Genomic DNA, 20,622 nt, shown 5'->3' with positions numbered 1-20,622 from the left:
GAATGGACGTTCCCGTCAGGGTTGGATTAATAGGAGACCATTACTGCTGGCCTCTAAGATCATTGAGACAGGTTCAGTCAGAGTTCATGCGACGAAAGACCACGCAGAAGTCTGCCCGGTTTCCCGTGAGGTAATGTCTCAACCCCTATCCGAACCATTACAGCCCGGCGTTCGCTTTCTCTGCGATCCCATACCCGCACAGCCAACAGATCCCCTTGCGGTTCACCTGCCCGAAGGCAGCCATACGGGCTTACCACGTTCCCTGCCTGTCACACGATTGGATTAGGGTCTGCCTTTCCACCGGTGGCGTTGATGACGACGTACCTCCAGCCTCTACAGAGGTAACCGACCACATGCCTTTTGGCGCAAGCCTGATAGCAGTTTTGGCTTGTTTATAATTACGACGTTTATCAGCAGTTCACATGAGTTACCCATGCCAACCAGCCTAGCGCCTCAACCCGGTACTGCTCCGAGCATCCACACTCCCACCTCACGGCGAAAGCGCACCCTGATGGGGGCTACATTGTAAGAAGAGCTTCACACCCCACCGTTACCAGTGACGCATGTCTTCGTAGGCTATCGTTGGTCGCACAACGAGTCCGCTGCCACCTTGCTAGCAAGGTAGATGGACAATGACAGACAGAGCTTTCGCTCATGTCTCCGAGAGTTGACGAGAGCAGGAACTGCTTATGCAGCATGCTCGAAGAAGTGTTGCCTCGTGTGTCTGAGGCGGGAAATAACCCCTGCGGGAATTATTTTCCGCAAGGTTGTGCCTAGAAACGGGCTGGGATGAAACGAGATGAAAGTGCACTCAAGAACCGGGATGTACCGATACTTTGGTCAGCGAATAGAGTGCGGTCCGACCAGGGAATTTGCAACCGCCGCAGCGGCCAAGTCCTTGAAGCATATGGACTTCTGGGTATTTCTCAGGCTTGTCACCTGAGCTCAAGTTCTCTTCAGAGAGAACCCTTCTAGATGCTTTGCACCCCGAAGTTCGGAGACACGCTACGCGTGTCGCACAGAGGCGCTTATAGTAACGACTTTTCGCCCGCCAGGCTTGTCCCAATGCCAGACGGCGAGCAGCAATCCCTGTGAGAGCATCAGTCTCAAGCGCTGCGAAATCCCTTTTCCGAATATTGTCCGAGAGCCTTCCATGCCCGAATCCGCCAACGTCATCAGCGCCCCGATTGCCCACAAGGCGGCCGGCGCCGACCCGTATGCCTGGCTGCAAGAGCGCGACACCGATGCGGTGCTCGACTACCTCAAGGCCGAAAACGCCTACCAAGAAGCGCAAACCGCCGATCAGGCCGAACTGCGCGAAACCCTGTTCGAAGAGATCAAGGGCCGGATTCTCGAAACCGATCTGTCCCTGCCCTCCCCTTGGGGGCCGTACCTGTATTACACGCGCACCACAGCGGGCGACGAATATGCCCGGCATTACCGCTGCCCGCGCCCGGCGGACGACAGCCTGACCCTCGACGAAAGCCGCGAGCAACTGCTGCTCGACCCGAACGTGCTGGCCAATGGCGGATTCTTTTCCCTGGGCGCGTTCAGCATCAGCCCCGATCACCAGCGCCTGGCCTACAGCGTTGATGCCTCGGGCGATGAGATCTACACGCTGTTCGTCAAGGAACTGTCCAACGACAAGGTCAGCGAACTGGAATTCGAGGACTGCGACGGCAGCATGACCTGGGCCAACGACAGTCTGACGCTGTTCTTCGGCGTGCTCGACGACACCCACCGCCCGCACAAGTTGTTCCGTTATCGCCTCGACGGCACTGCCGCTGAAGAAGTCTTCCACGAGCCGGACGGGCGTTTCTTCCTGCATTGCTACCGATCCAGCTCCGAACAGCAATTGCTGCTGTCGCTGGGCAGCAAGACCACCAGCGAAGTCTGGGCACTGGACGCCAGCCAGCCGCACCTGCCGTTCACCTGCCTGGCACCACGCGTCGAAGATCACGAATACGACGTCGACCACGGCCTGCTCGATGGCACATGGACGTGGTTCATCCGCACCAACCGCGACGGCATCAACTACGCCTTGTATCAGGCACCGGACACTGGCGTCGCCCCAACTGAGGCCGACTGGCAGAACCTGATCCCGCACAGCGACGAGGTGATGCTCGATGGCGTGAGCCTCAATACCGAGGCCATGACCCTGAGCCTGCGCGAAGGTGGCTTGCCGATCATCGAAGTTCACCCACACGGTCTGGCGCCTTATCGCGTGCAATTGCCGGACGCGGCCTACAGCCTCTATGTGCAAAACAGCCTGGAGTTTGAAAGCGATCGTATCCGCCTGCGCTACGAGGCACTCAATCGCCCGGCGCAGGTTCGCCAGTTGATCCTCGCCAGCGGCGAACAGACTGTTCTGAAAGAAACACCGGTACTCGGCCCGTTCGATGCTGACGCTTACGTTAGCCAGCGCCTTTGGGCCACCGCGCCGGACGGAACGCAAGTGCCGATCAGTCTGGTGATGAAACGCGAAATGGTCGGCAAACCGGTGCCGCTGTACCTGTACGGTTACGGTGCTTACGGTTCGAGCCTCGACCCATGGTTTTCCCACGCACGCTTGAGCCTGCTCGATCGCGGCATGGCCTTTGCCATCGCCCACGTACGTGGCGGCGGCGAGTTGGGCGAAGCCTGGTATCGCGCCGGCAAGCAGGAACACAAGCACAACACCTTCAGCGACTTTATCGCCTGCGCCGAATTCCTGATCCTCAACGGCATCACCACGGCTGAAAAACTGGCGATCAGCGGCGGCAGCGCCGGCGGTTTGTTGATTGGCGCGGTGCTCAACCAGCGTCCGGATCTGTTTGGCGTGGCGATTGCCGAAGTACCGTTCGTCGATGTGCTCAACACCATGCTCGACCCTGAACTGCCGCTGACCGTCACTGAATACGACGAGTGGGGCAACCCTGAGGAGCCGGACGTCTACGAGCGGATCAAGGCCTATGCGCCTTACGAAAACGTCACTGCGCAGGCCTATCCCGCGACACTGGTGATCGCCGGCTACAACGACAGCCGCGTGCAGTACTGGGAAGCGGCCAAGTGGGTGGCGAAGTTGCGAGCGACCAAAACCGACAACAACGTGCTGCTGCTCAAGACTGAACTGGGCGCCGGCCACGGCGGAATGAGCGGGCGCTATCAGGGATTACGTGACGTAGCGCTCGAATATGCATTTGTTTTCAAGGTTCTGGGGCTGGCCTGAGGAACTCCGTCGGTCACTTGGGTCTTAACTCAAGACCCAAGAGGCCGATACCTACAGTTCCATGTAGGAGCTGCCGAAGGCTGCGATCTTTTGATTTTGATTTTCAGACAGGCAAGATCAAAAGATCGCAGCCTTCGGCAGCTCCTACACTGGAACCGTGCAGCGCCTGAAATCAGTGAACACAAAATAAGATCGCAACGACATGTCAGAACCGACCTTACTGAACAACGAAATCCGCGACTGGCTGATGGACTGCGGCCTGTTCGACCAATTGCAACTGGCCGACTTCGCCGCCGCCTCCGGCTACTTCAGCATCAGCACCGTGGCTGAAGGCGAAGCAATTTTCCGTGAGGGCGATGCTGGCAGTTTCATGTGCATCCTCCACACCGGCCAGGTCGCCGTGCAGAAAACCGGTGCCGACGGTCAGGTCATCACCATGGCCACCCTGCGCAGCGGTCGGGCGTTCGGGGAAATGGCCGTGCTCGACGGCGAACGGCGCTCGGCCACTTGCGTGGCGGCGAGCAATTGCCAGTTGCTCAATCTGGGCAAGGACTCGCTGGAAAAAATGCTCAACGACGCGCCGAAAATCGCCGCCAAGATCATCCGCGCCCTCGCCGTCTCCCTGTCCAAACGCTTGCGCATGGCCGACGGCCAACTGGCGGCGCAACAGGTTTAACCGCCGGGGGATTTGATCTTGGTGCCGGTCTGTTCAATACCCGGCACCGGTTGATCCTTGATTGGTGGGCTGGGCATTTCGATCGGCACCAGCGGCGGGCTGCCACTGCCGGCGCCCGACTTGGGGATGTTGATCGGCGTGATCTGTGGATATGGGGTTGGCGTTGCGGTGCCGGGCGAGCCGGGCTGCGGCGCCGGGCTGACCGGAATGGTCTGCTGCGCCTGCACTGCAGTTATCGAGAGCGCGGCCAGGGCAATGACCGTTAGAATGGTGCGCTTCATCAAGGGCTCCGTTGGCCTTAGTCTGCGCTCAGGCTACTCCCAACGGGCCTGCTTGCCTTCCCCCTTGTAGAGATTTCCATGAAACGTTTCGTTCTGCTCGACACCACCCCGATCCCTGAAAGCGGCGGTGCCCTGTGCCTGTTCGAGTATGGCGAGGATTTCGTCATCAAGATCCAGGGCGGCGACGGCGGGCAACTGATGAACACGCGCATGCACGGCTCTGAAGATGCGCTGGCCGAAATCCCTTGCCGCAAGGTTGCCGGCCGGCCGGACTCGCGGGTGCTGATCGGCGGGCTGGGCATGGGTTTCACCCTCGCCTCGGCGCTCAAGCATCTGGGCAAGAGCGCTGAAGTGGTGGTCGCCGAACTCGTGCCGGGCGTGGTCGAGTGGAACCGTGGCCCGCTCGGTGAAAAGTCCGGCCGGCCGCTGCTCGATCCGCGCACGGTGATTCGTCAGGAAGACGTGGCCAACGTCCTGCAAAGCGAGCCGAACGGCTTCGACGCGATCATGCTCGACGTCGACAACGGCCCCGAAGGCCTGACGCAAAAGGCCAACAGTTGGCTGTATTCCGCCGCGGGCCTGAATGCCTGCGCCAAGGCACTGCGCCCGAAAGGGGTGCTGGCCGTGTGGTCGGCCAGCGCTGACCGGCAGTTTTCCGACAAATTGAAGAAGGCCGGTTTCAAGGCTGAGGAAGTGCAGGTCTTCGCCCACGGCAACAAGGGCACTCGCCACACGATCTGGATTGCCGAGAAGCTCAAGGGCTGAGCTAAACTCTGTACATAACCGTCATTAGTCTTCTACAAAGGTGAACCCATGAGTTCGTCCACCCCAACCAATACGTCGAAGCTGGATCGCATCCTCGCCGACAACCAGCGCGACAAGGAAATGGGCTATCGCGACAAGGCCCTGAAGATGTACCCGCACGTCTGTGGCCGCTGCACCCGTGAATTTTCCGGCAAGCGCCTGAGCGAACTGACCGTGCACCACCGTGACCACAACCACGACAACAACCCGCAGGACGGCTCGAACTGGGAGCTGTTGTGCCTGTACTGCCACGACAACGAACACTCGCGCTACACCGATCAGCAATACTTCAGCGAAGGCTCGCTGAGCACGCCGAAAATCGCCAAGGCGACGCACAACCCGTTCGCCGCACTGGCCGGGTTGATGAAGAAAGAAGACTGAACCAGCCATGATCGTTCCCACGCTCTGCGTGGGAACGATCAGTGCCCGCCCTCCCCCAATCCCCGTATAATCGCGCTCTTTTTCCCGAAGGCACCCCGCTCGTGGCAGACAAACGTTACAGCTGCATTGGTTTGTACAACCCCAAATCACCGGAGAACGTCGGTTCGGTGATGCGCGCCGCAGGCTGTTACGGCGTGGCGTCGGTGTTTTACACCGGCAAGCGTTATGAACGCGCCGCCGATTTCGTTACCGACACCAAGCGCGTGCACTACGACATCCCGCTGATCGGCATCGACGATCTGAAAAAGATCCTCCCGCTCAATTGCGTACCGGTCGCCGTGGAACTGGTCGAAGGCGCCCGCCCTCTGCCGGAATACACCCACCCGGATCGCGCCCTGTACATCTTCGGCCCGGAAGACGGCTCGCTGGATAAAGAGATCCGCGACTGGTGCGAAGACGTCGTGTACATCCCGACCACCGGTTGCATGAACCTCGCCGCCACCGTCAATGTCGTGCTCTACGACCGCATGGCCAAGGGCCTGAATACTCGCTCCGGACCGAAATTCCGCTGAAGCGTCGCACATCCGATGGAACAAGCTGACCGCTCCGGCAGTCAGCTTGTTTATCCATTACTCATTACCTGGAGAAAGATCATGACCGAGCTCAAACGCGTCGAGCGTATCGAATCCACCCCGTTCCAGACTCGTACCGAGCAGAACGTCGAAGGCTGGGAGCGCATCGGCTCGCTGGCCGGTGGCGTGATCATGGTCGGCAAGGGCCTGCGCCGTGGCGGGGTGTTCGGTCTGATTCAGGTGGCGATTGGCGGTGTGGCCATGGCTCGCGGGATCACCGGGCACAGTTCGGTAAAAAGCCTGTTTGAGAAAAGCCGTCAGGACATGAATAACGTGCGGGCCAAGATCGAGCGGGCCGGAGAAGAGCTGAGCAAGCTCAAAGCCAATGCCGAGGCGGCGACCAGCACGGCGACGGTGACTGGTAATGATTCGGTGAAATCGCCGAAAGCCGGGGTTTGATCCTGAATTTGTTGTAAGGCCTGTGGCCTCTTCGCGAGCAGGCTCGCTCCCACATTTAATCTTTGTCGAACACAAAACCAGTGTGGGAGCGAGCCTGCTCGCGAATGGGGATATTACTGAAGCAACGCGGTATCAAGCACTTTGGAGGACTCGCCAAGAACACTCTCGGCCAGTTGCACAAACGCTTTGGTACTCACCGTCCCCAGATGCATCGCCCCGCGCAACACATCATCCAGTGAACGCTTGTTGCGCGTCTTCAGGCGAATCTCGCCATCCAGCTCCTGCAACACAATTACCGCTTTTGAGATTTGCGCCGGGCTGACCTGCTCGCCGCGCAGCGTTGTGACCTTTGCGCCATCCTTGGCCAATTTCGCCTGCAAACTCTGATAACGCTCGTCACTCATGCCGCCAGCCCGGCGCACCAGTTCGATCGCGTAATACTCGGCAAAACCCTCACTGATCCAGTCACTGCGCTGCTCGTCATTGATCCGCCCGAACACCTGCGCCAACTCGCGTACCAGCGCACTGCTGCCGCTTTCGCTGACCAGCGGCAACCGCGTGTTGAGGTAAATCGATTCGTGCGCGCCGAGGCTGCCGCGCCACATCGGGTCGTTGGCGCCGACGATCAACAGTTTCGTGGGATGCCGTGGATATAGGGCTTGAACCTGAGGCCAGACGAAGGTGAGCAAGGTCAGCACATCCATCCGGCGCATGCCCTGCCCTTGCGGCGAGGCCACGGTGACTTCGGTTTCGCCCAGACGCGTGCGGCGGCTGCCCAAGTGCCCGGCGAGCATCCACCCGGTCGGGCGGTCGAACAGACGCGAGGGGTTGTCGATGCGGAATTTGTTTTTGCCGACGCGCGGCCAAGCGGTTTCGATGCTTGTCCAGCCGTCAGGCAATTCGAACTGCAGGCGCGAGACCAGTTCGGTGCCGTCCTGCTGATCAAGTTTGGCCGGCGGCACCAGTTCGTCGCCGCGCATCAAAGCCCAAGTAGGGGTCATGCGCGTGTCGAAGCTGCCGTTCTTGCGGCCGTGGCTGATGCGCACGCGGTAGGTCAGGCTGGACTTGTCGCTGGCCGGACGCCAGACGCCGCGTGCCTGCTTGCCCGGTGTCAGCAGCCATTGGCCGTCGGCCTTGAAGTCGCTGTAATGACTGCCGTCGCCGAGGTCGAAATCCAGGCTGCGTACGGCTTCGCCTTTGGCCAGGGTCAGGCGCACTTCGGCCTGATCGCTCTGCGGCAACAGGCGCACGTGATAATCCAGATCGACTTTCTTCGCAGCCCACACAGGGGCGCTCAGCGCCAGCAGCCCGGCGATCAACCCCCGCCGCAATCCCACAGCCATACACACTCCTTGTTGAAACTGGAATCGGTGGGCGTCTAGCCAGCCCGGAAAATCAGGTGATCTTCCCAGTCATCCTCAGGCACGCTGCCTTCGGCGAGCATGCGCCCGGACTGGGAAATACGCTCGTGGTGCACTGCATCGCGGTCGCCGCAGACCAAGTGGTGCCACAGCGGCAGATCCTTGCCTTCGCTGACCAGTCGATAACCGCAGGTTGGTGGCAACCATTTGAATTCTTCAGCCTGGCCCGGGGTGAGCTGGATGCAGTCCGGGACAAACTTGAGGCGATTCGGGTAATCGCTGCACTGGCAGGTCTTAAGGTCCAGCAGTTTGCAGGCAATGCGCGTGTAATAGACGCTGTTGTCTTCTTCATCTTCGAGCTTTTGCAGGCAGCACAGACCGCAGCCGTCGCACAGCGATTCCCACTCCTCGTGATCCAGCTGATCGAGGGTTTTGCGTATCCAGAACGGTTCGACTTTGGCGGCCATGGCTCAAGCATCAACATCAGATGGTGAAAAGGCCGCCAGTCTAGTGCCCAAGGCCTTGCGGGCCAAGCGCTGGCGACTGTCGGTAAATCGTGCTTGTCAGCCCAATCGCCGCCAAGTAGGGTTTTGCCACGGTTTTATTACTCAAACGTAGCAAGGAATCTCTTGATGAGTGCCAACCCTCGCGTCGCCGATTACGCCATTCACCCGCAGTTCACTGATCGCTGGTCACCCCGCGCCTTCACCGGTGAAGCGATCCCGGAAGAAACCCTGCTGAGCTTCTTCGAAGCCGCGCGTTGGGCACCATCGGCCTACAACTCACAGCCGTGGCGTTTTCTCTACGCGCGTCGCGATACGCCGAACTGGGAGCGTTATCTGGGCCTGCTGAACGAGTTCAACCGCGGCTGGGCGCAACACGCTTCGGCGCTGGTGATCGTGATCTCGAAAACCACTTTCGCCGTGCCGGGCGCCACTGAAGAGACGCCGGCGCTGTGGAGCACGTTCGACACCGGTTCGGCATGGGGCCATCTGGCGCTGCAAGCGAGCATCAGCGGCTGGCACACCCACGGCATGGCCGGCTTCGATCAGGAGCTGACGCGCAAGGAACTGAATATTCCTGAGGGTTATGCCCTGCATGCCGCCGTTGCGGTGGGCAAGTTGGGTGACAAATCGACCTTGGCCGAGTACCTGCAAGCACGCGAAGAACCAAGCCCGCGTCGCCCGCTGAGCGAATTGGCGGCTGAAGGCGACTTCACCCTTTAAGCCATCACAAAAAACAATGTGGGAGCGAGCCTGCTCGCGAAAGCGCTGTGTCAATCAACATTGATGTCGACTGACACGCCCTCTTCGCGAGCAGGCTCGCTCCCACAGTTTTTATTACGTTGAATCAGTAACCGCGTGTGAAATCCACTTCCCCACGCAACGGTTCGCCCGCCTGATACGCCTTCAGGTTCTCGACAAACAACTGCACCATCAACGCCGGTGAAGTCGGTGCCGAGCTGTGACCGGTCAGCAGCAGGCCCCACGCCGTCCAGAACGGATGACGCTGCGGCAACGGTTCCTGACGGCAAACGTCGATCACCGCACCCGCCAGATGCCCTTCCTTGAGGGCCTCTACCAGATCGGCATCAACCACCGCTACACCACGCCCGACGTTGATGAACAACCCGGTCGGCTTGAATTGTTTGAACAGCGCTGCGTCGTAAACATCATGGGTATGCGCCGTGTTCGGCAGCAGATTGACCACGTAGTCCACTTCGCCCACCAGCCGTGGCAGATCGGCCATCGACCCGACTTCAACAAACGGTGCCTGCTCCCGTGCGCTGCTGGCGATGCCGTACAGTTCGACGCCGAACGGCAACAGAAACTGCGCCACGCTCAGGCCAATATCACCGGTGCCAACAATCAGCACCTTGCGCCCGACCAGGCTCTGGCCGGTGCGGTTGTCCCACTTGCGCTCGACCTGGCTGACCAGTCGCGCCAGTACTTCGCGTTCGTGGCCGAGCATGTAAGTCAGCACGTATTCGGCCATCACCTGGCCAAAAATCCCCACCGCGCGGGTCAAGCGGTAATCCCGGCGCAGGCCGTCGGCGAGCAGCGGCGTGATGCCGGCCCAGGTCGACTGCAGCCATTGCGGTTGATGGCCCTGCCGCAACAGGGTCGCGAGCAGATCCGGTTGCCCCAGCCACACCGGGCAATCGGCGGCCTTGCGGGCCAGTTCAGCGGAGTCGCCGCTGGTCAGCACTTCGAGTTCCGGCGCTGCCTGTTGCAGCAGCCGGGCGTATATCGCGTGGTCGTGTTCAGCAATCAGAACGCGCATCTTCAAACCTTTCGCAAACCGTGCAGACGGCCACCGGATTCAGGGTGGCCATCGCGGTAAAAACAGTTCCAGAGTTAACAAAGGCCCAGAACAGGGCCTTGCAGATCACATCGGGTCGTTGCGTCGCAGCAACTCTTCGGGCAAGTGTTCGATGTACTCGTCCTCGGCAGGCGGCATTTGCAGGTGATAACCCTGTTTGTCGAGGTTTTCCAGGACAACGACGATGTCCTCGCTGGCCAATTTGCGCTCGGGAGTCAACACCAGGCTAAAGGCAAAAATGGCTTTGCCGAAGGCCGCCATCAACGCCTCGGGCACACGTTCCAACTCATCGCTCTTGAGCACGTAGAGATACATGCCGCTGCGCTTCGAGCTTTGGTAAATAGAGCAAATACGTTTCAAGGCTGTTCTCCGGCGGTGGCCAGGCTGTCGAGCAGCTTCTGACCCATGAGTTCGCGGCGCCAGCCACGCAGCGACTCAGGCAATTGGTAAGGACCCTCAGGAAAGCCGCTTTTGACCAGCGCTTCGAGGGTTTTCTTGCGCAGCATCAGTTCTGGCGCGATGCCCAGGCGCTCGGCCTCGGCCTGCCCCAGGGCGCGCAGTTGCTTGATCAACGCAGCCGCTTCGATCGGCAACGGCTCTGGCACAGCGGGCGGCCATTGATCAGGCCCCACACTGCCAGAGCGCTTGATCAGATCAAGCAGAAATTCACCGTCCTGACGCACGGTACGCGGGTGCATGTCTTCGATCTTGCCCAGCGCACTGAGGGAGTCCGGTTGCGTGCGGGCCAGCGGCCACAGCGAGTGCTCACGGACGATACGGTTGCGCGGCAGGTCGCGGGCGCGGGCTTCGCGCTCGCGCCAGGCGCACAACTCGCGCAGCACGGCCAGTTGCGCACGGGACAGTTTCCACGCCAGTTTGGCCTCGCGATAAACCTCATACGGATCGGTTTCCCGACGCAGGTTGGCGACCAGTTCGGCGCCGTCCTCCAGCACCCAGGCAAATTTGTCGTCAGACAGTTTCGGCCGCAGTTGTACGAAAACCTCTGCCAGATGCACGGCATCTTCGGCGGCGTAACTGATTTGCGTGTCGGACAAAGGACGCTGCAACCAGTCAGAGCGGGTTTCGCCCTTCGGCAGTTCGATGCCGAGTACGGCCTGCACCAAACGCGAGTAACCCATCGAGAACCCGAGGTTCAGATAAGCGGCGCCCAGTTGGGTGTCGAACATCGGTGCCGGCAAGCTGCCGGTCAGACGCAACAGGACTTCGAGATCTTCGCTGCACGCGTGCAAGACCTTGAGCACCGCCGGGTTTTCCAGCAAGGCGGCCAGCGGTTGCCAGGCATTGATGGTCAGCGGATCAATCAGATAGGCGCGTTTGCCGTCGCCAACCTGCAACAGACCGGCAATCGGGTAGAAGGTGTCGACCCGCATGAATTCGGTGTCGAGGGCCACGAAAGGCAGCTGCTGCCACTCGGCGCAAAATTGCGCGAGGCTTTCGTTGTCGCGAATCCAGTGAATATCGATGGCCACACGGCTCTCCCTTGAAGAATGGCGCGCAGTATATATCGCCACTGGCGATTTACGCGCCTGCGAAGGGCAAGAGCTGTAACGAAATGTCCTGCCAGAGAGCAAGAATAGTCTGACAGAGGAAACAGACAGGCCCGTCGTGTCAGGACGACAGGCCCGAAGCGGTTCAGTCCTTGGCCAACACGCCGTCGATCACTGCACCACGGCAACCGGCGAACATATCCAGACCCGGCTGATACACCTTGCTGCGCACTTCCAGCAGGCCAAGCATCGAATGGAACAGGTTGTCCTGGCTCAGCGGTTTGTCGCGGCTCATTTGCAGACAATGGGTGTCGACCGAATAGGCTTTCTGATAGTTGTCGGAGAACCACGCCAGCATCGCGACATGTTTCTGTTGCTCCGGCGCCAGCATGTAAGGCGTGCCGTGCAGGAACAGGTTGTACTCGCCCAGCGACTCGCCGTGATCGGACAGGTACAACATCGCGGTATCAACTTTGTCCTGATTGTTACGCAACACATCAATCAGGCTCGACAGCACATGGTCGGTGTAGACCAGCGTATTGTCGTAACCGTTGACGATACTTTCGCGGCTGCAATTGTTCAGTGCATTGCTTTCACAGACAGGCGTGAAGTGCTCGTACTCCTTTGGATAACGCTTGAAGTACTCAGGGCCGTGGCTGCCCATCTGGTGCAGGACCAACACGGTGTCCTTGTCCAGATGATCGATAAAGCTTTGCAGACCTTGCAGCAGGATTTCGTCGCGGCATTCACTGTTGGCGCACAGCGTCGGGTCTTTCAAATTGCTGACATCCTGCAAGGTGACACGATCACAAGTGCCCTTGCAGCCGGACTGGTTATCGCGCCAGATCACGTCGATGCCAGCACGTTTGAGCACATCAAGCAGGCCTTCTTCGTTCTTGGCTTTACTGGCGTCGTAATCCTTGCGGCCCATGTTGGAGAACATGCACGGCACCGAGACGGCTGTTTCAGTGCCGCATGAATGCACATCGGTGAAGGCGATCAGCCCCGCTTCCTGGTCCAGCTTCGGCGTGGTGTCTCGGTCGTAGCCGAGAATGCCGAAGTTCTCGGCACGGGCACTTTCACCCACCACCAGCACGGTCAGGGATTTGCGCGGCTGAAGATGCAGATCCGGGTTGCGCTGCGCGTCTTCACCGATCTTGACGAAGGGTTGCTGCGCCGAGACAACCTGCTCACGCAGGTAACCGGCCGAGGCGCCAATGTAGTTGCTCGGCACCAGCATCAAACGCAACTCATGGTGATTGCGAAACAGCGACGACAGGCCTTGATAGTTGACCAGCGCCACCCCACCGATGACCGCAACCGACGCCACGCTGACGATAACTTTGCTGAGCAACTCATGATGCCAGCGACGATAGCTGACCGGCACTTTCCATAACAACCAGGACGGTAAAACTCCGAGCAGGAATATATAAGCGAACAACTTAAACGACAGCAGATCACGCACTTCCGTAACATTGGTCTCAGCAAAGTTACGCAACATACCCGCATCAATCATCACGCCATATTGGCTCATGAAATAAGCCACACCGGCGCTGATCAAAAACATCAACGTCAGCACCGGTTTAAGCAGCGGGCGGAAGGCCAGAAACGTCAGCACGATGTTGAACGCCGCGAAGATCATCACCCCGAAAGCCACGCGCATGGCGATGCCCTTGCCGTCTGCGGCGGTGATCTCGAAGAGGTGCTGCCAGAGCACAAAGTTGAAGCCGAGCAAAAGAAAGGCGCTGGCAATCAACGTCACCCATTCCGGGCGCACGGCTTTTAACTTCAACATAGAGGTTGGCAATTCCTGAAAAGAAGAGCTGTGACTAACTGTGAAAAATTCATTAACCAGGGCATGACAAACTTTAGGCGCGCAACCATCAATTTTTTGTGAAAAAGACGCCAACAATTAGTTGGCCCTGGGTATTACATCCAAACTTGTGAAGTGTTTGAGAATGATTCAGTTCTCGTTCAGAAAAACAGCACGGCTTTACCTGTGGGAGTGAGCCTGCTCGCGATTGCGGTGTGACAGCCACTACTGCATAGACAGGCAGCCCGCTTTCGCGAGCAGGTTCACGCCTACAAGTGATCGGGTGTTATCGAGTTTTCAAATACTGCTGCGGATTTTCTGGTTTGCCCGAGTCAGGCAGTGACGCGCCTAATCCTCAGTCCCCAGCATCAAAGGTCTGAAGATGGAAAACGCCCGCACCACTTCCCGCCCCGCTACTTGGCTGATGCTTTCAATCATTCTAGTCGCGCTCAATCTGCGCCCGTCGATGGCGGCCATCGGGCCGCTGCTGTCGGCAATTCGCGGCGACATTGCGTTGAACTTCAGCGTCGCGTCGTTGCTGACCATGCTGCCAGTGATGGCCATGGGTCTGGCGATGTTCTTCGGCATCGGCATCAGCCAACGACTGGGTGAACAGCGCACGGTGTTGCTGTCGCTGCTGATCATTGCATTGGCGACACTGTCGCGGCTGTTTGTCGATTCGGCGGCAGAGTTGATTGTCAGCGCCGTGCTGGCGGGGATTGGCATTGCCTTGATTCAGGCGTTGATGCCGGCGCTGATCAAGTCGCACTTCCCCAATAATGTGGCGCTGTGCATGGGCTTGTACGTGACGTCGATCATGGGCGGCGCGGCGCTTGCGGCCTCGTTCGCCCCACGGGTGATGGTGCAAACCGGTAGCTGGCGCCTCGGCTTAGCCATTTGGGCAGCACTGGCGCTGCTGGCATTGGTGTTCTGGTGGTTGCAACGTTGGCAATTGCCAAACGCCATGACCGGTGTGGCGAAGAAAGAATCGTTTTTCGCCAATTCCCGCGCCTGGTTACTCGCAATCTTCTTCGGTCTGGGGACTGCGTCCTACACCTGTGTGCTCGCCTGGCTGGCGCCCTACTACGTTGAAAAAGGCTGGAGCGAACAAAGCGCCGGTCTGTTGTTGGGTTTTATGACAGCCATGGAGGTAATTTCCGGACTGATAGTGCCGCCCATCGCCAACCGTAGCCGAGACCGGCGCGTGGTGCTGATGGCGCTGCTCGGCCTGATCATCACCGGTTTCTGTGGCCTGACCCTCAGCCCCCAACACCTCAGTCTGCTGTGGCCCTGCTTGCTGGGCCTGGGCATCGGCGGGTTATTCCCGATGAGCCTGATCGTCTCGCTCGACCACCTAGACAATCCTCAGCGCGCCGGAAACCTGACTGCATTCGTGCAGGGCATTGGGTATCTGATTGCCGGTCTCTCGCCGCTACTCGCCGGGATGGCTCGCGATCAACTGGGCAGCTTCGAATGGGCTTGGTGGGCACTGACTGCAGTGATGGTGGCCATGCTCCTGATGGTGTTGCGCTTCGATCCCCGGCAGTACGCGCGGCATATTCAATGATTGCAGAGGCGCGCGAGCTAGAGGCCTCTGGCCATCTTTGCGCACATTGATCAATGACGTCGTGTTCCTAAAACTTTCTGTCCCACATGTATCCGTGAAATGTCCTACAGGGCGTTCTCCTGGCACCATCGTTCCGTTAGGATCATTCGCACACGTTTGCGCGGATTCAGCGCAAGGAGCACAGCGAGACAGAACGGATGCTGAACAGTAACTTGCTTCGAAAGCTCGACATGCAGGATCTCATGGTGTTTATCGCCGTGTATGAGCAGAGCAGCGTCACCGATGTTTCGGAAACGCTGTTTGTCAGCCAGTCCACCGTCAGTTACTGCCTGAAAAAACTGCGCACCAGTTTCGAAGACGAACTGTTCATCAACACCCGCACCGGCATGCGCCCGACCTACAAGGCCAGCAGCATGTACGGCCATGTGCAGAAAATTCTCGAAAGCATCAACCTGTGCCACGCCGGCGCCCCGGTGTTTGATCCAACCCGACAAGCCGTCACATTCAACATCTGCGCACCGGAATACTTCGAGCAACTGATCCTGCCGCGTCTGTTGAAGCGCTTCGACTTCGATGACTTGCCGGTGGTAGTCAACATGCACAAGTTCGAAACCGACGTGCCCGCCGATGAGTTACGCGACGGCAGCCTCGACCTGGTGATCAGTTTCGGCCCCAATTTTCATCGCAACCACACTGACCTGAAGTCGCAGATGCTGCTGGAAGATGATCTGGTCTGCGTCTTCGACAAGCGCGCCACGCCGCTGGAACCACGCCTGAGCCTGCAAGCCTTCACCGAGCGTCGGCATGTGTTTCCGACCCCGTGGACTTCCACCACCAACATGGTCGATGGCTGGCTGGCACGGCAGGCGCAGAAGCGTCAGATCGTGGCGCGATCGAACAGCTACAGCGCTGCGTTGAAGATGATCACCGGCACCGACTTCATTCTCACCCTGCCCCGGCGCATTCAGCGTTTACTGACCAGCGAAGCGGTGTTTAATCACTGTGAGGCGCCTAATGGCTTGCCGGGGTTCACCCTCGACATGCAATGGAGCCAGAGCGTCGATCAGCACAGCGCCAACGTCTGGCTGCGCGAGCAGGTGATCAAGGTGTGCAGCGAACTGGAAGCGGCCTGAGTCTTACACGCCAATGGCGGTTTTGCTGTAGGACTCACGGTCGATATCCAGCAGTTCCACACACAACTGCACCTCGACGCCGGCGGGCCATTCGCAAAGATCCTGCAACACCGCCAGCAGGCTTTGCGAAAGCTGCTTCTTTATCCCCGGCGAACGGCCACTGAGCAGTGCCAGCTTCACATGCACGAAAGCGCGCTCGCCCATGGCGGTGCCCACTTTGAAGGTTTCCACCTTTACCGCACGGCTCTTGATATCGAACTCTGCTGCGAACTGACCGGACCCCACCAACGTGTTGTTGAGCCGGATCAACGCGACGTCGGCGTTCAACTGCGGCAGGTTGGCGGTGTATTCCATGTGCAGGTGTGGCATTGGGATGCTCCAGTCAGTCGGCAGAAAGGGCGTACATATAACACAGCGCCGGCTCAGGGCGGTGTGATCGGCCGCTCGCTCATGAACGCTTCAAGCCGTGAACGCAACCAGCGCTCGGCCGGGTCGCTGTCGACGTGGCTGAGCCAGACCATCGACAGATCCAGCGTCGGCGTCTTGAATGGGAACGGCTCCTTGAACAGCAATCCGGAGGTAGCCATGGCTGCGGCGGTGTAGTCCGGCAGGCTGGCGATCAGGTCCGTGCCGGCCAGCAATGCCGGCAATGCGCTGTATTGCGGCACCGACAGCACGACCTGACGGGTACGTCCCAGCTCTGCCAGCCACTCGTCGGCGAAACCGCTGACGTTGGCCGTGTGGGACACCAGCACGTGCGGGCGCGCGCAATATTCATCAAGGGTCAGCGGTGTAGCGGAGGCGTCGGCACGCAGGATGCTTGGCTGGATGTGCCGCAGCAGTTTGCGCTTGGCATTGGCCGGCAGGCCGCGGGTCTGGCTGATACCGACGGTGATGTCGCCGGCGGCCAGCAGATCGGGAATCCGCCAGTAGTCGACGTGTTGCACCACAAACACCACATTCGGCGCTTCCTGGCGCAGTGCACGCAACAGCGGCGGCAGCAGGCCGAACTCGACATCATCGGACAGACCGATGCGGAAAGTCATGGTGCTGATCGCCGGATCGAAATCGCGGGTCAGGCTCAGCGCCACCGACAACGAATCCAGCGCAGGCTTGAGGTGGCGGAAGATGTCCTCGGCGCGGGCCGTCGGCTCCATGCGGTGGCCGACTCGGATAAACAACGGATCGTTGAGCATCGTGCGTAGACGGTTGAGCGCCGAGCTGATGGTTGGCTGGCCAAGAAACAGCTTCTCTGCCGCCCGGGTCACGTTGCGTTCGAGCATCAAGGTCTCGAACACCACCATCAGGTTGATATCGGCCTTGCGTAGTTCATTGCGGTTCATCCATTGCCCCCATCCCCAGACTGCCCGCAGTGTAGAAAGTCTACTGGGCTGCCGTCCATCAACATGCGCAGCAGGAGAGGTTTAGATGAACACAGAAACATCCGCGAACGATTGGAAACAAATGTCCGATAGCCAAAATAACCGCCTGCGCTAGGCTTGCGTCGATGCGCCACACAGGTTGTCGCACGATTAAATCGCATGGAGCGAACTGAATGTATTTCGAGATTTACAGGCAATCCAGAGGCACCCCAAGCACCGGCAAAGGCCAATGGCGCTGGAGGCTGCGCGCAGGCAATCACGAGACCATCGCCAGCGGCGAGTCGTACGTGAACAAGGCGGATTGTTTGCATGTGATCGAGCTGATCAAGGGTGCAACGGGGGAGACGCCGGTTAGGGAGATTTGACCACGAGAGTGAAAGCGCGACTGTGTCCTACAGCACTTTCCTTTTTTAGTCGAATGACTGGCACGCCTGCTTTCCACCTCTACGCTCACCGGCGTAAGGGGCAATCCGGCCCAGCTTCATTCCATCACTCGAAATCAAAAGGAGCCGCACAATGGCTAGAGACAAAGCGAAAGACGACAAGCACTTCAACTGCACGCAAGCACATGAAGCCGATTACGTCGCCAGCCTCTATCCGCACGCCAAGGACGAAGTCAAAACCTTCCTCGCCTCGGCGTGCAAGGACAATTCGCTGCATAACTCGACGCACAAGGAAGTTTATGAGCTGATCAAGCGCAAGCTGGGACACTCACAGCCTTGAGTGAGTGATTGCGGAATTTTCTGGATTCTGCAGAAATGGAAAAGCCCCACAGGTTTGAATTTGTGGGGCTTTAGTCAGCAGGCGATACCTTGCGGTTGCGCAGCGAAACTCATCCATAGGTGTTCAGGAACAAGCCCGCAATCAGACAACGGGGGGACGGCCCCGACGCAAACGGATCTTTAACTCGAAGCTGACCTTCTTCGCGAAAAAATGCCATTCCGGCAGGGTCAATATCATGCCGCCCTCGCGTCCCACGCCACACTCGTGGCAATCCTTGCGTGTCAGCGCAAAAAATCGGCTGGGTAATCTCACTCGGTTTCGAATGCACCCCTTGATCGTCCAAGTGACACCTCGCTTCATATAAGCCGTTGCCACCTGTCGCTTGCGACTGAAGTGATGGAGGTGGGTCTTGAGCACAGCCAGGGTGTCCCGGTAAGCGTCGTAACTTGTCAGGACATGGTGCTCGTCTTTGACACTATTGGTCAGCGACCCTTGGCGCACCCTTTGGAAATATCGGTCGGCCTGCGTCGCATAGCAGAGCTTGCTATGAAGATAGACGTTCATGCTGAACAACTGATCCTCGTGCGCACGCCCCTTGAAAGTCACGTCGAAGCGTTCAGTCATGGTTTTTTTGAAAATGTACTGCCATGTCGTGGCCTTGTATTTATTACTGAGGATCAGATCCTCGAACAGCTCCACGCCCTTACTGAACCAACCCTCGCGGGAAGGTGCGGTATCACGCTTCAAGTAATTGCGCTTGCCACTCGAATCAACAAAAGAGCGTTTCGAGAAGTAATAAAGTTCTAAATCACTGTTTTCATTTAATGCTTTATTAAAGCCTTCGAAAAGATCGAGGCTTACCACATCATCCGGGTCGCAAAAAAACAAGTAGTCCCCTGTAGCGGCATTGAATCCGACCATACGGGCGCAGCCGACGCCCTTGTTTTCTTGGGTGATTATTCTTACACGGCTGTCATGCCCATACTTTGAATTAATTAACGCCAGCGTTCCATCCGTCGACCCATCGTTAACAATCACGATTTCCGATGATTGAACAGTTTGCCCAAAGAGCGACTCCATTGTCTCAACTATATAATCTTCTACATTATATGCAGCAATAATAACGGAGACCTTCGAATCCAACATGATATATGCTCTTTAAACTTAAAAAAATAAAAAACACGATCATAAGTTTAACATCATAACACGGTGATACACCAACTACACTTGAGCAGCGAAAAGCAGCCCCTCTCCTACCACAGCAGTCAAGATCCGCATCCAGACGCAGGACTTACCTTATCGATTGCGGTTTGAATCAATGGGAGATAAATCCCTTAACTGTTTGCCGGGTAAATACATGCCGGCCACGACCGACCGCTACGGATTAAATAGCTCAATGTTGACGAGCCAGCTTGGACGGGGCTATGCGAAGGGGTGACACCGGGGACTGACTACATGACCTCAGAAAGAGCTAAAAGGGGCCACCTTGCGGGTGTTGTCCGCTCAAAAAACGCCGCCCAAAATTTTTCATCCCGGAGGTTTTCGGCTGCGAAATTTACGCACCTCTCCCCCGTACGTAAGACGCACAAACAAAAAAGCCCCGCAGCTTCTCAGCTACGGGGCTTTTTCTATGTAATGGCGGAGAGATAGGGATTCGAACCCTAGGTACCGGTGAAGGTACAACGGATTTCGAATCCGTCCCATTCGGCCACTCTGGCATCTCTCCAACGGCGCGCATCATAACAACACTTTTGCCGAAAGCGAACCCCCTTTCGCAAATTTTTTCCGTGCTATCAGATGCTTGCGTCGATTAAAGCGGTACGCCCAGACGATTGGCGACTTCTTCGTAGGCTTCGATAACGTCACCGAGGCCCTGACGGAAGCGGTCTTTGTCCATCTTCTTCTTGGTGTCCTTGTCCCACAGACGGCAACCGTCCGGGCTGAACTCGTCGCCCAGGACGATGGAGCCGTCGCTGAACACGCCGAACTCAAGCTTGAAGTCGACCAGCAGCAGGCCGGCGTCGTCGAACAGCTTGGTCAGCACTTCGTTGACCTTGAGCGACAGTTCTTTCATGCGAACCAACTGCTCGGCGGTGCCCCAGCCGAATGCCACGACGTGGGATTCGTTGATGAACGGGTCGCCCTTGGCGTCGTCTTTCAGGAACAACTCGAAGGTGTACGGGTTGAGCTTCAGGCCTTCTTCGACGCCCAGGCGTTTTACCAGGCTGCCAGCGGCGTAGTTACGCACGACGCACTCGACCGGGATCATGTCGAGCTTCTTCACCAGGCACTCGTTGTCGCCCAGAAGCTTGTCGAATTGGGTCGGAATGCCGGCCGCTTCGAGTTTCTGCATGATGAAGGCGTTGAACTTGTTGTTCACCATGCCTTTGCGGTCGAGTTGTTCGATGCGCTTGCCGTCGAACGCCGAGGTG

At 58.2% G+C, this 20,622-nt stretch carries 22 protein-coding genes and 1 tRNA gene; 11 read left to right on the top strand and 12 right to left on the bottom strand.

The annotated features are described in order from the left end of the window. Positions 1 to 1,153 precede the first annotated feature (1,153 nt). Together ACIOVB_RS08130 and ACIOVB_RS08125 are read left to right on the top strand one after the other, a co-directional pair. A complete protein-coding gene (locus ACIOVB_RS08130; protein WP_401266519.1) occupies positions 1,154 to 3,208 on the top strand; it encodes a S9 family peptidase in 2,055 nt (684 codons plus the stop codon). 202 nt (positions 3,209 to 3,410) lie between these two features. Continuing rightward, entirely contained in the window at positions 3,411 to 3,884 is a 474-nt protein-coding gene (locus ACIOVB_RS08125; RefSeq protein WP_186548822.1) for a cyclic nucleotide-binding domain-containing protein, read from the top strand. On the opposite strand, the gene ACIOVB_RS08120 is transcribed toward ACIOVB_RS08125, so the two are convergent. Then, complete coding sequence (locus tag ACIOVB_RS08120) at positions 3,881 to 4,165, bottom strand: hypothetical protein (protein WP_187681368.1); 285 nt, start codon at positions 4,163 to 4,165, stop codon at positions 3,881 to 3,883. The two genes, ACIOVB_RS08125 and ACIOVB_RS08120, sit on opposite strands and share 4 nt — an antisense overlap. A gap of 78 nt (positions 4,166 to 4,243) precedes the next feature. Between ACIOVB_RS08120 and ACIOVB_RS08115 the strand changes: the two genes are divergently transcribed. From ACIOVB_RS08115 to ACIOVB_RS08100, 4 genes are all read left to right on the top strand, one after another. Next, positions 4,244 to 4,930 carry a spermidine synthase gene (locus tag ACIOVB_RS08115; RefSeq protein ID WP_093103748.1) on the top strand — a complete coding sequence of 229 codons (687 nt, stop codon included), beginning with the start codon at positions 4,244 to 4,246 and terminating at the stop codon, positions 4,928 to 4,930. Between the two features lie 48 nt (positions 4,931 to 4,978). Continuing rightward, positions 4,979 to 5,350 carry a YajD family HNH nuclease gene (locus ACIOVB_RS08110; protein WP_007911336.1) on the top strand — a complete coding sequence of 124 codons (372 nt, stop codon included), beginning with the start codon at positions 4,979 to 4,981 and terminating at the stop codon, positions 5,348 to 5,350. Between the two features lie 101 nt (positions 5,351 to 5,451). Further along, the gene (locus ACIOVB_RS08105) at positions 5,452 to 5,922 is read left to right on the top strand and encodes an RNA methyltransferase (RefSeq protein WP_007911337.1); all 471 of its coding nucleotides are present in this window, start codon (positions 5,452 to 5,454) and stop codon (positions 5,920 to 5,922) included. 81 nt (positions 5,923 to 6,003) lie between these two features. Beyond that, positions 6,004 to 6,381, top strand: coding sequence for a DUF2892 domain-containing protein (locus tag ACIOVB_RS08100; RefSeq protein ID WP_187680184.1), 378 nt, complete (start codon positions 6,004 to 6,006; stop codon positions 6,379 to 6,381). A gap of 113 nt (positions 6,382 to 6,494) precedes the next feature. On the opposite strand, the gene ACIOVB_RS08095 is transcribed toward ACIOVB_RS08100, so the two are convergent. Both ACIOVB_RS08095 and ACIOVB_RS08090 read right to left on the bottom strand, forming a co-directional pair. After that, positions 6,495 to 7,724, bottom strand: a complete 1,230-nt coding sequence (locus tag ACIOVB_RS08095; RefSeq protein WP_401266514.1) for a hypothetical protein — start codon at positions 7,722 to 7,724, stop codon at positions 6,495 to 6,497. 35 nt (positions 7,725 to 7,759) lie between these two features. Then, a complete protein-coding gene (locus ACIOVB_RS08090) occupies positions 7,760 to 8,209 on the bottom strand; it encodes a YcgN family cysteine cluster protein (protein WP_122608869.1) in 450 nt (149 codons plus the stop codon). A 165-nt stretch (positions 8,210 to 8,374) separates the two neighbouring features. Between ACIOVB_RS08090 and ACIOVB_RS08085 the strand changes: the two genes are divergently transcribed. Beyond that, on the top strand, positions 8,375 to 8,968 hold the full coding sequence (locus ACIOVB_RS08085) for a nitroreductase family protein (protein WP_305441902.1): 594 nt from the start codon (positions 8,375 to 8,377) through the stop codon (positions 8,966 to 8,968). Between the two features lie 124 nt (positions 8,969 to 9,092). Here ACIOVB_RS08085 and ACIOVB_RS08080 read toward each other — a convergent pair whose 3' ends face one another. The 4 genes from ACIOVB_RS08080 to ACIOVB_RS08065 form a co-directional block, all read right to left on the bottom strand. Then, on the bottom strand, positions 9,093 to 10,025 hold the full coding sequence (locus ACIOVB_RS08080; RefSeq protein WP_401266512.1) for a D-2-hydroxyacid dehydrogenase: 933 nt from the start codon (positions 10,023 to 10,025) through the stop codon (positions 9,093 to 9,095). A gap of 105 nt (positions 10,026 to 10,130) precedes the next feature. Continuing rightward, positions 10,131 to 10,424 (bottom strand): YcgL domain-containing protein, encoded by a 294-nt coding sequence (locus ACIOVB_RS08075; protein WP_187680180.1) that lies wholly within the window; start codon positions 10,422 to 10,424, stop codon positions 10,131 to 10,133. Further along, positions 10,421 to 11,554, bottom strand: coding sequence for a ribonuclease D (gene rnd / locus ACIOVB_RS08070; protein WP_187680179.1), 1,134 nt, complete (start codon positions 11,552 to 11,554; stop codon positions 10,421 to 10,423). The genes ACIOVB_RS08075 and rnd overlap by 4 nt, the downstream gene beginning before the upstream one ends. Positions 11,555 to 11,717: 163 nt before the next feature. Then, a complete protein-coding gene (locus tag ACIOVB_RS08065) occupies positions 11,718 to 13,367 on the bottom strand; it encodes a phosphoethanolamine transferase (protein ID WP_401266509.1) in 1,650 nt (549 codons plus the stop codon). A 400-nt stretch (positions 13,368 to 13,767) separates the two neighbouring features. Between ACIOVB_RS08065 and ACIOVB_RS08060 the strand changes: the two genes are divergently transcribed. Further along, a complete protein-coding gene (locus ACIOVB_RS08060) occupies positions 13,768 to 14,952 on the top strand; it encodes a cyanate transporter (protein ID WP_401266507.1) in 1,185 nt (394 codons plus the stop codon). A 197-nt stretch (positions 14,953 to 15,149) separates the two neighbouring features. Beyond that, on the top strand, positions 15,150 to 16,085 hold the full coding sequence (locus ACIOVB_RS08055; protein WP_401266504.1) for a LysR substrate-binding domain-containing protein: 936 nt from the start codon (positions 15,150 to 15,152) through the stop codon (positions 16,083 to 16,085). 3 nt (positions 16,086 to 16,088) lie between these two features. Here ACIOVB_RS08055 and ACIOVB_RS08050 read toward each other — a convergent pair whose 3' ends face one another. Then, on the bottom strand, positions 16,089 to 16,454 hold the full coding sequence (locus ACIOVB_RS08050; RefSeq protein WP_187680175.1) for a 5-carboxymethyl-2-hydroxymuconate Delta-isomerase: 366 nt from the start codon (positions 16,452 to 16,454) through the stop codon (positions 16,089 to 16,091). Between the two features lie 53 nt (positions 16,455 to 16,507). Continuing rightward, positions 16,508 to 17,428 carry a LysR substrate-binding domain-containing protein gene (locus ACIOVB_RS08045; RefSeq protein WP_187680174.1) on the bottom strand — a complete coding sequence of 307 codons (921 nt, stop codon included), beginning with the start codon at positions 17,426 to 17,428 and terminating at the stop codon, positions 16,508 to 16,510. Positions 17,429 to 17,640: 212 nt separating this feature from the next. Between ACIOVB_RS08045 and ACIOVB_RS08040 the strand changes: the two genes are divergently transcribed. Both ACIOVB_RS08040 and ACIOVB_RS08035 read left to right on the top strand, forming a co-directional pair. After that, positions 17,641 to 17,832, top strand: a complete 192-nt coding sequence (locus ACIOVB_RS08040; protein ID WP_187680173.1) for a DUF1508 domain-containing protein — start codon at positions 17,641 to 17,643, stop codon at positions 17,830 to 17,832. Positions 17,833 to 17,983: 151 nt separating this feature from the next. After that, positions 17,984 to 18,190, top strand: coding sequence for a hypothetical protein (locus ACIOVB_RS08035; RefSeq protein ID WP_401266501.1), 207 nt, complete (start codon positions 17,984 to 17,986; stop codon positions 18,188 to 18,190). Between the two features lie 141 nt (positions 18,191 to 18,331). Here ACIOVB_RS08035 and ACIOVB_RS08030 read toward each other — a convergent pair whose 3' ends face one another. The 3 genes from ACIOVB_RS08030 to purC all read right to left on the bottom strand — a co-directional run. After that, positions 18,332 to 19,336, bottom strand: coding sequence for a glycosyltransferase family 2 protein (locus ACIOVB_RS08030; RefSeq protein ID WP_401266498.1), 1,005 nt, complete (start codon positions 19,334 to 19,336; stop codon positions 18,332 to 18,334). Positions 19,337 to 19,826: 490 nt separating this feature from the next. Then, positions 19,827 to 19,916, bottom strand: a tRNA-Ser gene (locus tag ACIOVB_RS08025). Positions 19,917 to 20,000: 84 nt separating this feature from the next. Next, positions 20,001 to 20,622, bottom strand: a 622-nt coding sequence (purC, locus tag ACIOVB_RS08020; RefSeq protein WP_401266497.1) for a phosphoribosylaminoimidazolesuccinocarboxamide synthase, incomplete at its 5' end; no start/stop codon positions are given.

Origin of the sequence: Pseudomonas sp. NPDC087639, from assembly GCF_044743385.1 — a bacterium.
Taxonomy (GTDB): domain Bacteria; phylum Pseudomonadota; class Gammaproteobacteria; order Pseudomonadales; family Pseudomonadaceae; genus Aquipseudomonas.
Note: the sequence above shows the minus strand (reverse complement) of the source record. Positions and strands in the feature narration are given on the sequence as shown.

Excerpts from the sequence above, each read along its gene's own strand:
- ACIOVB_RS08120 (WP_187681368.1), bottom strand. The coding sequence starts at position 4,165 with ATGAAGCGCACCATTCTAACGGTCATTGCCCTGGCCGCGCTCTCGATA.
- ACIOVB_RS08030 (WP_401266498.1), bottom strand. The coding sequence starts at position 19,336 with ATGTTGGATTCGAAGGTCTCCGTTATTATTGCTGCATATAATGTAGAA.
- ACIOVB_RS08055 (WP_401266504.1), top strand. The coding sequence starts at position 15,150 with ATGCTGAACAGTAACTTGCTTCGAAAGCTCGACATGCAGGATCTCATG.
- ACIOVB_RS08065 (WP_401266509.1), bottom strand. The coding sequence starts at position 13,367 with ATGTTGAAGTTAAAAGCCGTGCGCCCGGAATGGGTGACGTTGATTGCC.
- ACIOVB_RS08110 (WP_007911336.1), top strand. The coding sequence starts at position 4,979 with ATGAGTTCGTCCACCCCAACCAATACGTCGAAGCTGGATCGCATCCTC.
- ACIOVB_RS08050 (WP_187680175.1), bottom strand. The coding sequence starts at position 16,454 with ATGCCACACCTGCACATGGAATACACCGCCAACCTGCCGCAGTTGAAC.
- ACIOVB_RS08130 (WP_401266519.1), top strand. The coding sequence starts at position 1,154 with ATGCCCGAATCCGCCAACGTCATCAGCGCCCCGATTGCCCACAAGGCG.
- ACIOVB_RS08085 (WP_305441902.1), top strand. The coding sequence starts at position 8,375 with ATGAGTGCCAACCCTCGCGTCGCCGATTACGCCATTCACCCGCAGTTC.
- ACIOVB_RS08090 (WP_122608869.1), bottom strand. The coding sequence starts at position 8,209 with ATGGCCGCCAAAGTCGAACCGTTCTGGATACGCAAAACCCTCGATCAG.
- ACIOVB_RS08115 (WP_093103748.1), top strand. The coding sequence starts at position 4,244 with ATGAAACGTTTCGTTCTGCTCGACACCACCCCGATCCCTGAAAGCGGC.
- ACIOVB_RS08045 (WP_187680174.1), bottom strand. The coding sequence starts at position 17,428 with ATGAACCGCAATGAACTACGCAAGGCCGATATCAACCTGATGGTGGTG.
- ACIOVB_RS08080 (WP_401266512.1), bottom strand. The coding sequence starts at position 10,025 with ATGCGCGTTCTGATTGCTGAACACGACCACGCGATATACGCCCGGCTG.
- ACIOVB_RS08125 (WP_186548822.1), top strand. The coding sequence starts at position 3,411 with ATGTCAGAACCGACCTTACTGAACAACGAAATCCGCGACTGGCTGATG.
- ACIOVB_RS08060 (WP_401266507.1), top strand. The coding sequence starts at position 13,768 with ATGGAAAACGCCCGCACCACTTCCCGCCCCGCTACTTGGCTGATGCTT.
- ACIOVB_RS08035 (WP_401266501.1), top strand. The coding sequence starts at position 17,984 with ATGGCTAGAGACAAAGCGAAAGACGACAAGCACTTCAACTGCACGCAA.
- ACIOVB_RS08095 (WP_401266514.1), bottom strand. The coding sequence starts at position 7,724 with ATGGCTGTGGGATTGCGGCGGGGGTTGATCGCCGGGCTGCTGGCGCTG.
- ACIOVB_RS08040 (WP_187680173.1), top strand. The coding sequence starts at position 17,641 with ATGTATTTCGAGATTTACAGGCAATCCAGAGGCACCCCAAGCACCGGC.
- ACIOVB_RS08100 (WP_187680184.1), top strand. The coding sequence starts at position 6,004 with ATGACCGAGCTCAAACGCGTCGAGCGTATCGAATCCACCCCGTTCCAG.